The sequence below is a fragment of the Mesorhizobium japonicum MAFF 303099 genome (genome assembly GCF_000009625.1).
Taxonomy (GTDB): Bacteria; Pseudomonadota; Alphaproteobacteria; order Rhizobiales; family Rhizobiaceae; genus Mesorhizobium; species Mesorhizobium japonicum.
Genome location: NC_002678.2, coordinates 3,098,593 through 3,110,259, shown reverse-complemented (window position 1 = coordinate 3,110,259; position 11,667 = coordinate 3,098,593). Strand labels below are relative to the sequence as shown.

At 65.6% G+C, this 11,667-nt stretch carries 9 protein-coding genes and 1 riboswitch; of the genes, 6 read left to right on the top strand and 3 right to left on the bottom strand.

Going from position 1 to position 11,667, the window contains the following annotated elements; all coding sequences use genetic code 11:
• The first annotated feature begins 152 nt into the window (after positions 1-152).
• Both MAFF_RS16245 and MAFF_RS16240 read left to right on the top strand, forming a co-directional pair.
• Positions 153-1,451 (top strand): adenylosuccinate synthase, encoded by a 1,299-nt coding sequence (locus MAFF_RS16245; RefSeq protein WP_010912013.1) that lies wholly within the window; start codon positions 153-155, stop codon positions 1,449-1,451.
• A gap of 76 nt (positions 1,452-1,527) precedes the next feature.
• Positions 1,528-3,255, top strand: a complete 1,728-nt coding sequence (locus MAFF_RS16240; RefSeq protein ID WP_010912012.1) for a hypothetical protein — start codon at positions 1,528-1,530, stop codon at positions 3,253-3,255.
• 33 nt (positions 3,256-3,288) lie between these two features.
• Here the strand turns inward: MAFF_RS16240 and MAFF_RS16235 are convergent, their stop codons facing one another.
• From MAFF_RS16235 to MAFF_RS16225, 3 genes are read right to left on the bottom strand one after another with little or no spacing between them, the layout of a single operon-like run.
• Positions 3,289-3,531, bottom strand: coding sequence for a type II toxin-antitoxin system CcdA family antitoxin (locus MAFF_RS16235; protein WP_044548386.1), 243 nt, complete (start codon positions 3,529-3,531; stop codon positions 3,289-3,291).
• A 51-nt stretch (positions 3,532-3,582) separates the two neighbouring features.
• The gene (locus MAFF_RS16230) at positions 3,583-5,403 is read right to left on the bottom strand and encodes an ABC-F family ATP-binding cassette domain-containing protein (protein ID WP_010912010.1); all 1,821 of its coding nucleotides are present in this window, start codon (positions 5,401-5,403) and stop codon (positions 3,583-3,585) included.
• Position 5,404: 1 nt separating this feature from the next.
• Positions 5,405-6,049 carry a thiamine diphosphokinase gene (locus MAFF_RS16225; RefSeq protein WP_010912009.1) on the bottom strand — a complete coding sequence of 215 codons (645 nt, stop codon included), beginning with the start codon at positions 6,047-6,049 and terminating at the stop codon, positions 5,405-5,407.
• A gap of 88 nt (positions 6,050-6,137) precedes the next feature.
• Positions 6,138-6,252: riboswitch (TPP riboswitch) on the top strand.
• A gap of 44 nt (positions 6,253-6,296) precedes the next feature.
• On the opposite strand from MAFF_RS16225, the gene thiB reads away from it, so the two are divergent.
• The 4 genes from thiB to MAFF_RS16200 all read left to right on the top strand — a co-directional run bounded on the left by thiB (position 6,297) and on the right by MAFF_RS16200 (position 11,656).
• The gene (gene thiB, locus MAFF_RS16220) at positions 6,297-7,295 is read left to right on the top strand and encodes a thiamine ABC transporter substrate binding subunit (protein WP_010912007.1); all 999 of its coding nucleotides are present in this window, start codon (positions 6,297-6,299) and stop codon (positions 7,293-7,295) included.
• Positions 7,296-7,541: 246 nt separating this feature from the next.
• Positions 7,542-9,158, top strand: a complete 1,617-nt coding sequence (gene thiP / locus MAFF_RS16210) for a thiamine/thiamine pyrophosphate ABC transporter permease (RefSeq protein ID WP_080511872.1) — start codon at positions 7,542-7,544, stop codon at positions 9,156-9,158.
• Positions 9,159-9,165: 7 nt separating this feature from the next.
• The gene (gene thiQ / locus MAFF_RS16205; protein WP_010912005.1) at positions 9,166-9,927 is read left to right on the top strand and encodes a thiamine ABC transporter ATP-binding protein; all 762 of its coding nucleotides are present in this window, start codon (positions 9,166-9,168) and stop codon (positions 9,925-9,927) included.
• Positions 9,928-10,186: 259 nt separating this feature from the next.
• Positions 10,187-11,656, top strand: coding sequence for a M48 family metalloprotease (locus MAFF_RS16200; RefSeq protein ID WP_010912004.1), 1,470 nt, complete (start codon positions 10,187-10,189; stop codon positions 11,654-11,656).
• The last annotated feature ends 11 nt before the right edge of the window (positions 11,657-11,667 follow it).

The following is an 11,667-nucleotide window of genomic DNA, read 5'->3' as shown; positions in this document are numbered from 1 at the left end:
CCAAGTAAATGATGTCAAAGCCGAAAATTGTTGTGCCTCAGGGCATTTTCGGCGGCAAAGAAAGGTCGCACTCGCGAGGTCTTGACGCTATAGAGGCCTGTCGTTTCGAACCATATCCAAGCCGCTCGGCGGCGTCTCAAGGGAAAAGAAACATGGCCAATGTGGTGGTCGTCGGCTCGCAATGGGGCGACGAAGGCAAGGGCAAGATCGTCGACTGGCTGTCGGAGCGCGCCGATGTGGTGGTGCGTTTCCAGGGTGGCCACAATGCCGGCCACACGCTGGTCGTCGACGGCAAGGTCTACAAGCTGTCGCTGTTGCCGTCCGGCGTCGTGCGGCAGGGCAAGCTGTCCATCATCGGCAATGGCGTCGTCTTCGACCCGCATGCTTTCGTGGCCGAAGTGGCGAAGCTCAAGGCGCAGGGCGTCGAAGTGACGCCGGATCGCCTGAAAATAGCCGAAAACACAGCGCTTATCCTGTCGCTGCACCGGGAGCTGGACGGATTCCGCGAGGACGCCGCGTCAAATTCCGGGACGAAGATTGGCACGACCCGCCGGGGCATTGGTCCGGCCTATGAGGACAAGGTGGGTCGGCGCGCGGTGCGGGTGATGGATCTGGCGGATTTGGAAACGCTTCCCCTGAAGGTCGACAGGCTGCTGACGCACCACAATGCGCTGCGCCGCGGGCTTGGCCATGGCGAAGTCACACATGACGCGATCATGGCTGAATTGACCTCGGTCGCCGACGAGATCCTGCCCTATATGGACCGTGTCTGGAAAATCCTCGACGACAAGCGCCGCGCCGGCGAGCGCATCCTGTTCGAAGGCGCGCAAGGCACGCTGCTCGACATCGACCACGGCACCTATCCCTTCGTCACCTCGTCCAACACGGTGGCCGGCCAGGCCGCCGCCGGCTCGGGCGTCGGCCCGGGCGCCATCGGCTACGTGCTCGGCATTACCAAGGCCTACACGACGCGCGTCGGCGAAGGCCCGTTCCCGACCGAACAGAAGAACGAGATCGGCGAGTTCCTCGGCACGCGCGGTCATGAATTCGGCGTCGTCACCGGGCGTAAGCGCCGCTGCGGCTGGTTCGACGCGGTGCTGGTGCGCCAGGCCGTCGCCGTCAACGGCATCAAGGGCATCGCGCTGACCAAGCTCGACGTGCTCGATGGGCTGGACGAGATCAAGGTCTGCACCGGCTATCGCCTCGACGGCGAGATGATCGACTATTTGCCGGCCAGCCAGGGCGCGCAGGCCCGTGTCGAACCGGTCTACGAGACGCTGGAAGGGTGGAAAGGCACCACTGCCGGCGCGCGCAGCTGGAACGACCTTCCGGCCCAGGCCGTCAAATATGTCCGATACATAGAGGAGCTGATCGGCGCGCCAGTGGCACTCCTCTCCACCAGCCCGGAACGGGACGATACGATACTTGTGACCGATCCGTTTCAAGACTAGTTTCTGAAGCCTTTCCGGGCATCACGGCTGATTTGCGGGGGCCGGCGCGGAAGCAAAAATACAGGTCGACTGAAGCATGGCAGATTTTGTTGCTGTTCTGAAAAAGGCGCTCGACAAATATGGCGAGCCGACGCCTGAAACGCGCACGCGGACCTATGACGGCGCTCGTTCGGCGCTGGTCAAGAAGCTCGCGGAGTTTTCGCCGCCATTGTCGGCCGACGTCGTGGCCAAGCAGAAGCGCTCGCTGGAAGACGCCATTGCGAGCGTAGAGCACGAGTATACCAAGAGCGTGCCGGAAGCGGATCCGCTCGCCGAGCTGGAACATATCTTTTCCTCGATCGATCGCAACAAGAACCAGCCAAGCCACACGCGCCAGCCGGTGAAGGCTGAGCCGGCGTGGCCGGCACCGCCAGCCGCCAAGGCCGAGCCCTACCGGCCCGCGCCGCCGCCTGCCGCCACGCCGGAACCTTACCAGTCCGTGCCTTCGCCTGCGGCCAAGGCCGAGCCAAGCTGGCAGAAACCCACGCCGGTGCAACCGGTGGCCCCCGATCTCGCCGATCCTGCCTTGCCGGGCATGGATACGGACCAGGACGATGACCGCGCCGACGTCTTCCCGAACGATGAGGAGCCGGCGGCCGCCGATACTTTCCGCCTGCGTCCGGCCGAGCGCAGGCGCAGCTATGGCGGGCTGATCGCCGCCGTCGTCGCCTTGTTGGTCGTTGCCGGCGGTGGCTATGGCATCTGGCTGAACAAGGACGCCTTCGGCAAGATGCTGGGCCTGGACGGCAGCAAGGTCGTCGCCAAGACCGAACCGGTGAAACCGGCGCCGGCCAAGCCGGCGACCGACGCCCCGGCGACACCAGCGCCCGCGGCAGGTACCGAGGCGACGAAATTCACACAGCGGCTGACGCCCGAAGGCGGCGAAACCGACCCCGGCCCGGCCGGTGGCCAAACCGGCGTAGGCGAGGGTGAATCCGTCGCCGCGCTGACGACGCCGCCATCGGCGACGAATGCGCCGGCCAATCCGCCCCCGGCTGCAGCCGCGCCCGCGGCAGTGCCCGCCGCGGCGGCGCCTGCCGCGACCGCACCCGCGGCGGGCGCCGCGCCCGCCGCACCCCCGCCTGCCAACGGAACTACACCCGCGGCGCCGGCCAATGCCGCCGCTACGCCCGCCCCAGCGGGCGCCACGCCTGCCCCAGCGGGTGCCACGCCCGCGGCACCGGCTGCCCCCGTGGCGGCGGCCTCGGTGCCGGTCGGCCAGAAGGCGATCTTCTATGAGGAGCGCACCAGCACCGCGCAGGGTTCAGCCGAGCCCGGCAGCATCGTCTGGTCGCTGGTGCAGGAATCGCCCGGTGGCGACCTGCCGCCCGAGCCGGCGATCCGCGCCGAGGCGACCATCCCCGGCAAGGACATCCAGTTGCGCATGACCATCCGCCGCAACACCGACCAGACGCTGCCGGCCAGCCACATCATCGAGATGATCTTCCTGACGCCCGACGGTTTTGAGGGTGGCGGTGTCGACAACATATTGCGCGTCGCGATGAAGAGTTCCGAGCAGGATGCCGGCAGCCCGCTGATCGGCATCCCGGCAAAGATCGCCGACGGCTTCTTCCTCGTCGCACTCAACGACACCAAGGCCGACGAGGACGCCAACATGACCTTGCTGCGCGGCCAGGACTGGATCGACGTGCCGGTCGTCTACAAGACCGGCCGGCGGGCGCTGCTGACCATGGAAAAAGGCATTCCCGGCGAGAAGGTGTTCGACGAGGCGATCAAGGCCTGGCAGGCGAAGACGGCGGGCTGAGAAGGCGGCGCGGATTTGGATAGGGTTGTGGTCTCAAAACGGCCGATACTTGGCTAAGGGCAGTCCGTTTCGGCTGACATAGCCGTTCGAGCTGGCAATGGCTTTCTTGTTCTCTGCTTGCCATTGAAGCGTCTTTTTCTTCGCAATAGCCTTGGCGATACCCGTCTCTGCGGCACGAGAGATGTCGATGCTCAACACCTTTGCGTCTTCGAGCAACTGCAAGCTGGTCGATATCTTGGCGGATTTTCGTTGAAGTTCGGCTTTCGGTTGAAGCATGGAGCTGCCCTTTATGCGCCTAACATAGACGCATAATCTCGCAGGCACCAACTACCCCTCCATCTCCTCGCGCAGCATCTCCAGTTCCAGCCACTCTTCCTCGAGCGCGGCCAGTGTCGCGCGCTCCTTGTCGAGGGCGGCGATGGTCTTCTGGAACGAGGCCGGATCGCGCTCGTAGTAGGCCGGGTCGGCGATGTTGTTCTCCAGCCGCGAGATCGAAGCGGTCACCGCCTCGATCTTCTTTGGGAGGGATTCCAAGGCGAATTTCTGCTTGAACGACAGTTTCTTCGCAGGGCCTTTTGGCGCCACCGGCTCGCTCTTGCCCGGCGCCGGCGCATCGGCGGCTTCAGCCTTGGCGCGCGCCTTGCGGTCGTCGAGCCTGGTGCCGCCGCGCTGCGCCAGCATGTCGGAATAGCCGCCGGCATATTCGATCCAGCGCCCGTCGCCATCCGGCGCGATCAGGCTGGTGACGGTACGGTCGAGGAAATCGCGGTCGTGGCTGACCAGGATAACGGTGCCGGCAAAGCCGGCGACCAGTTCCTGCAGCAGTTCCAGCGTCTCCATGTCGAGATCGTTGGTCGGCTCATCAAGTACCAGGAGGTTTGCCGGTCGTGCCAGCACGCGCGCCAGGATCAGCCGCGCCCGCTCGCCGCCGGACAGTTCGCGCACCGGCGTGCGCGCCTGCTCCGGCTTGAACAGGAAATCCTTCATGTAGGAGACGACATGGCGCTGCTCGCCATTGATGACGAGGTTTTCGCCGCGCCCGTCGGTGAGGTATTGCGCCAGCGTCTCCTGCGGATCGACTGCCTCGCGCTTCTGGTCGAGCGTGGCGATTTCCAGATTGGTGCCGAGCCGCACCGAGCCAGCATCCGGCGCCAATTCGCCGGTCAGCATCTTCAAAAGCGTCGTCTTGCCGGCGCCGTTCGGTCCGACGAGGCCGACGCGGTCGCCGCGCTGGATGCGGGTCGAGAAGCCCTTGACCACGGCCAGGTCGCCAAAGCTCTTCTCGATGTTTTTGGCTTCGATCACCAGCTTGCCGGATTCGGCGGCGTCACTTGCCACCATGGTCGCGGTGCCTTCGGCGCCGCGATGGCCGCGGAAACGCTGGCGCATGGTCTGCAACTCGCCCAAGCGGCGCATGTTGCGCTTGCGCCGCGCCGTCACGCCATAACGCAGCCAGTGTTCTTCACGCACGATCTGGCGGCCAAGCTTGTGTTGCTCGCGCTCTTCCTCTTCCAGCACCTGGTCGCGCCATTCCTCGAAATGGCCAAAACCCTTGTCCAGCCTGCGGGTCTGGCCACGGTCGAGCCAGACGGTGGCGCGCGACACGCGCTCGAGGAAACGGCGGTCGTGCGAGATGACGATGAGTGCCGAGGAGGTGCGCACGAGCTCTTCTTCCAGCCATTCGATGACCGACAGGTCAAGATGGTTGGTCGGCTCATCAAGCAACAGAATATCAGGCTCCGGCGCCATGACACGGGCCAGGGCTGCGCGCCTGGCCTCGCCCCCTGAGAGATCGCCCGGCCGTTCCTCGCCGGTGAGGCCAAGATGCTCCATCAGATAGGAGGCGCGGTAAGGGTCGTCGGCTGGCCCAAGCCCCGCCTCGACATAGGCACGCACATTGGCGAAACCTTCCATGTCGGGCATCTGCGGCAGATAGCGGACGGTTGCCGAGGGCTGGCGGAACACCTCACCGTCCTGCGGCTCGACCAGGCCGGCGGCGATCTTGAGCAGCGTCGACTTGCCGGACCCGTTGCGGCCTACCAGCGCGATCTTGTCGCCGGCCGAAGCGGTCAACGCGGCGCCGTCGAGCAGCGGTGTGCCGCCAAAGGTCAGTCTTATCCCGTCGAGATTGAGAAGGGGCGGGGCCATGTCAGCTTTCAGGTAGTGGATACGGATGCGCGAGCAGCAGCGCGCGGCCGTGGCCGAGCGCGATGTCCAGGCGACCCCGGACCTCGTTGGAAATGGTCAGCGACGAGCCGAAGGCCACCTCGACCTGGTTCAACGGCCATTTGGCGCCGGTGACGGTCAGGCCGGCAAGTTCGGAAAAGCCGAGGATCGAAAACAGCGTGCCGTCGGCATAGTCGAAGCCGGCCGTTCCCAGCAGCAGCGGGACACCTTCCTGGGCGCCACTGGTCAGCAGCACCTCCGTTCCGGCCTCGGCCAGGCGCAGGGCGAGCGCCAGATGCAGGAAGGCGTGGTCGGCGCGCTTGCCGCCGAACGCACCCGCCAGCACAAGGCGGGTCGCGCCGCGCTCGAGTGCTGCGGCGATCGCCAGTTCGCCGTCGGTCTTGTCCTTCTCCGCCGGGAAAGTCCGGCGGGGCACCGCGGCAAGGTCGGCGGGCAGATCGGTCGGCACGGAATCGAAATCGCCCACCCACAATTCCGGCACAAGGCCGAGCAGCCGGGCATGGCCGATGCCGGCGTCGGCGGCGATGACGCGCGAGCCTTCGACCTGGCGGTCGAGCCGGGGCGTGCGGATGAGATCGCCGCCAAGCAGGATGGTGAATGTGCTCATATCCGGTGGCCTGTACCAGCCCGGCAGCGGAAACGGAAGGCCGGCAAACTGCCACTTGCGCGGTTCCTCGGCCCGGCCTATGTGTCGAAACGCTCTAACGGGGTGCCGGACGCGATCTTCGCGGACCGGCTGAGAGGCAGTCTCGCCAACCCGCTGAACCTGATCCGGTTTGTACCGGCGGAGGGATTAGACGTTTCGGACAGTCCGGCGCCTCAATTCCTTTTCAATTCGAACGAAGGAGGCGCCGATGCGCACGCTTTTATACGCTCTTGTCTCGACGATGGTCGTGGCGCTGTCCGGGCCGGCCTTGGCCAAGGACAAGCTCACCGTCTACACCTATGAAAGCTTCACCGCCGACTGGGGTCCAGGCCCCGTGGTGAAGAAGGAATTCGAGGCCGAATGCGGCTGCGACGTCGAGTTCGTCTCGGTCGCCGATGGCGTGGCCCTGCTCAACCGCGTCAAGCTCGAAGGGGCGTCGACCAAGGCCGATATCGTGCTCGGCCTCGACACCAATCTCACCGCCGATGCCAAGGCTAGCGGGTTGTTTGCCCCGCATGGCGCGGTCTCCGATGTCAACGTGCCGGGCGGCTGGAGCGACGACACTTTTGTTCCCTTCGACTACGGCTACTTCGCCGTCGTCTACGACACCGAAAAGCTGAAGACGCCGCCGAAGAGCCTGAAGGAACTGGTCGAAGGCAGTGCCGACGACAAGATCGTCATCCAGGATCCACGCACCTCGACGCCGGGCCTCGGCCTGCTGTTGTGGGTGAAGTCGGTCTACGGCGACAAGGCGCCGGAAGCCTGGGCCAAGCTCAAGACGAAGGTGCTGACCGTGACGCCGGGCTGGAGCGAGGCCTATGGCCTGTTCACCAAGGGCGAGGCGCCGATGGTGCTGTCCTACACGACCTCGCCGGCCTACCACATGGTCGCCGAGAACACGCAGCGCTACCAGGCGGCTTCGTTCGAGGAGGGCGAGTATCTGCAGATCGAGGTCGCGGGCATCACCACCACGGGGGCGAAGAATCCGCTGGCGGCGAAATTCATGGCCTTCATGACCGGCCCAAAATTCCAGGATGCGATCCCCGAGACCAACTGGATGTTCCCGGCCGGCAAGACCGACAAGCCGCTCAACCCGGCCTTCGACAAACTGGTCAAGCCGGCCAAGACCTTGCTGTTCAGCCCCGAAGAGGTCGCCGCCAACCGCAAGGCTTGGGTGGATGAATGGCTGGCGGTGATGAGCAAATAGTTTGGCCGTATGATCGAAAGATGAGTGCTCTACGGCGCCCCCCTCTGTCCTGCCGGACATCTCCCCCACAAGGGGGGAGATCGAATGCTATCGGTGATTTCGCTAATCGCCGACGCTATAGGTATGAGCGAGGCGCTGAAACAGCCAATCTCCCCCCTCGTGGGGGAGATGTCCGGCAGGACAGAGGGGGGCGCCAAGGAACGCAACCCTCTATAAGTGTCGCTATGCGGAGACTGGCGGTCGAGCGTGCGACGCGCTGATCCCCGCGTCAGCGCCGGAATCATTGCGCTCGCCGCGATCACGCTGCTTATCGGCGGCGCATTCGCGGGCCTGCTTGTCGAAGGCGCTCATAATTTCTCGGGCGCCTGGGCCGCCTTCGATCCCTATCTGCTGCGCGTCGTGCGCTTCACGCTCTGGCAGGCCATCCTCTCGACCCTGCTTTCGGTCATCCCGGCCCTGTTCGTCGCACGCGCCCTGTCGCGGCATCCGCGTTTTTTCGGCCGCGCTTTCATCCTGCAGCTCTTCGCCGTGCCGCTGGCGCTGCCGGCGATCGTCGCGGCGCTCGGCATACTGGCGCTCTATGGCCGTGCCGGTTATTTCGCGGGGCTGTTCAGCGCCGTCGGCGGCCAGGGCTGGCCAGGCATTTACGGCCTGTCCGGCATTCTCGTGGCCCACGTCTTCTTCAATCTGCCGTTGGCGACCCGGCTGTTCCTCGAGGCGCTGCAGACGATTCCCGCCGACCAGTGGCGACTGGCGAGCCAGCTCGGCATGGGCGCGCGGCCGGCCTTCCGGCTGATTGAATGGCCGACTCTGCGCGCCGCTCTGCCGGGTGTCGCCGGGCTGGTCTTCATGCTCTGCATCACTTCATTCACCATCGTTTTGACGCTTGGCGGCGGGCCGGCGGCGACGACGCTGGAGGTCGGCATCTACCAGGCGCTGCGCTTCGATTTCGATCCCGCGCGGGCCGTCGCCCTGACATTGCTGCAGATCGCGCTGACCTTCATCGTGGTGCTGGCGCTGACGCGGCTTGGCGCCAATGTCGTCGGCGACACCAACCTGCCGGTGGCGCCGCGCCGTTATCTCTCGGTCAAAGGAACCGAAACCACACTGAACGCAGTGCTCATCGTGCTGGCCCTGCTGTTCGTTGTCGGACCGATGGCCGCGACCGTCTCGGCAGGCTTGGGCGCCGATCTCGGCCGGCTCGCCGGCGAGGCCACTGTCCGGCAGGCGACGCTGACCAGTGCGGTGCTCGCTTGCCTGTCGGCGCTGCTTTCGGTGATGTTGTCGCTGGCGCTGACCATGGCGCGACGGGCACTCGCGTTGAACCGCCGCGCCGGTCCGAGAACACTACTCGAACATGCCACGGATACCGGCGCCGGTTTTGTGCTGGTCGTGCCGCCGATCGTCATCGGCGCCGGCTGGTTCCTGCTGCTGCGCCATGCCGGCGATGTCTTTGCCATCGCCCCGGTCATGGTCGTCACCGTCAATTCTGTCATGGCGATGCCTTTCGCGCTGCGCGCCGTCCGTCCCGCCTATGACGCGGCGAGCGAGCGCCACGAACGGCTCTGCGCGCAGCTCGGCATTTCGGGCTGGGCCAGGCTGCGGCTGGTCGACTGGCCGTCATTGCGGCGGCCGCTCGCCACCGCCTTCGCCTTCGCCATGGCGCTGTCGCTCGGCGATCTCGGTGTGATCGCACTGTTCGGCAGTGATTCCGTGCAGACCTTGCCCTACCTTCTCCTGGCGCGCATGGGCAGCTACCGCACGCAGGACGCCGCCGGCCTGGCGCTGTTGCTTGGCCTCGTTTGCCTCGCCCTGGTGCTAGCGGCGGACTGGCTGGGAAGAGACAAGGTCCGCAATGTCTGACGGGGCGATGAGAGGGAAGGGTGTTCCGGTGCGGCTGGACAAGGTCTCGTTCAGCTATGGCGAGGCGCCGCTCACCTTCGATGTCGCGTTCGCGGCCGCGGAAATCACCGCCATCATGGGGCCGAGCGGTTCGGGCAAGTCGACGCTGCTCAATCTGGTCGCCGGCTTCGAGACGCCGCAGTCAGGCGGTGTGCTGATCGGCGGGGTCGATGTCGGCGCCGCGCCGCCAGCCGCACGGCCGGTGTCGATGGTGTTCCAGGAAAACAACCTTTTTGCGCATCTCTCCGTCGAGCAGAATGTCGGGCTCGGCCGCTCGCCATCGCTGCGGCTGACCGAGGTCGACCGCGAGGCGATCGACGGGGCGCTTGCGCGCACAGGCCTTGGCGGCAAGGAAAAGCGCTTGCCGCGCGAACTCTCCGGCGGCGAGCGCCAGCGTGTTGCCCTGGCGCGCGTACTGGTGCGTGATCGCCCGGTGCTGCTGCTCGACGAGCCCTTCGCATCGCTTGGGCCTGCCTTGCGCGACGACATGCTCGACCTGGTTGCCGGCGTGCATGCGGAGCGCGGCATGACGGTGCTGTTCGTCACGCACCAGCCACAGGACGCCCGCCGCATCGGCCGCAATGTGGTGTTTCTGGACAATGGCACTGTGGCGGCCACCGGCAGCGCGGATGATTTCTTCGCGGGGGCTGGTCCGGAGGCGTTCCGGCGCTATATCGGCGCAAGTGCCGGCAATGCCGTATCACAAGATATTGCCCGGAAGCGGACATAATTTACGGTCAAACCGGCATCAGGCAACGGGGCTCTTGCTTGCCATGGCAGAAGTAGTGTGGCTAGGTCCGCCCTACTGGTCCGGCACAGGCCGTGATTTGCCTACTGCATCCGCCGCGCGCCCCAAGGGACGCGCAACGGGTGCCGTAGAAATTTGTATTTTGCGCATGACAGGTTCCGAAGATCGCCCCCGATTTTCTTGGTCATGCGCCGGGACCTGAAAGGAAGCCGCTCTGGCGATCGGCGTCGACAAGCTACGAATGAACCCGCTGGCGCGCTTTCTAGCGCTGGCCGGCTTTACCGTGGCCTTGGCAAGCTGCCAGATGTTCACGCCGCCGGAGGTCCAGGAATCCGGCTTCCAGCCGTCCGACAGGCCGATCACAGTCGACAATGTCGGTGCCAACAACAAGCTCGCCGAGCTGGCCAAGGCGCAGCATCCGCGCATCCTGGCGACCTATGGCGGCGAGTATTCCGATCCCAAGCTCGAGCGCATGGTCGCCAAGGTCGTCGGCAATTTGACCGTGGTGTCGGCGAACCCGACCCAGACCTATCGCATCACCATCCTCAATTCGCCCAACGTCAACGCCTTCGCGCTGCCGGGCGGCTATCTCTACATCACGCGCGGCCTGCTGGCGCTGGCCAATGATTCGTCCGAGCTCGCCGCCGTCATCGCGCATGAAATGGGCCACGTCACCGCCAATCACGGCCTGCAGCGCCAGCAGCTGGAGGCCGAGGAAGGCCTGGCGACCAAGGTGGTCTCTGACGTGCTCGGCGACAGCCCGACCGCCAAGGCGGCCCTGATCCGCGGCAAGCTCCGGCTGGCGCAGTTCTCGCGCAACCAGGAGCTCGAGGCCGACGCCATCGGCATCAAGTCGATCGGCGAAGCCGGCTACGACCCCTATGCCGCCGGCCGCTTCCTGCAGTCGATGTCGGCCTATACCGATTTCCGCTCGATCAGCGGCGCCACCGACGCCAGCCTCGACTTCCTGGCGACCCATCCCAATACGCCGCAGCGCATTGATCTCGCGCAGCGCCATGCCCGCCAGTTCGGCGCGCCCGGCGTCGGCACGCGCGACCGCGATTCCTTCCTCGCTGGCATAGACGGCCTGCTCTATGGCGATACGCCGGAAGAAGGCTACGTGCGCGGCGAGACCTTCCTGCATCCGGGCCTCGGCGTGTCGTTCACGGTGCCGGACGGTTTCATCATCGACAATTCGGCGGCGGCGGTGACGGCGACCGGGCCTGGCGACATAGCGATTCGCTTCGACGGCGTTTCGATCGACAAGAACCGCGCCTTGACCGACTATATCAGAAGCGGCTGGGTGGCCGGTCTCGACGACAGCACGGTCAAGCAGGAAACCATCAACGGCAACGAGGCCGCGACCGCGCATGCCGGCGCCGAAGGCTGGCAGTTCGATATCGCGGTGATCCGAGCCGGCGGCCAGGTCTACCGGCTGCTGACCGCTGCACCCTCGGCCAGCACCTCACTGGAGACGGTGGCGCGCTCGGTCAGCGGGTCGTTCCGTGTCCTGAGTGCCGCTGAAAAGGCGGCCCTGAAGCCGCTGCATATCCGCGTGCTTACCGTACAGCCGGGCCAGACCATGGGCTCGCTCGCCGCGCAGATGGTCGGCGTCGACCGCAAGCTCGACCTGTTCCGGGTGCTCAACGCGTTGTCGCCGGGCGCCGCGGTTTCGGCCGGCGACAAGGTCAAGATCGTCACCGACAAGTAAGCGCTGTTACG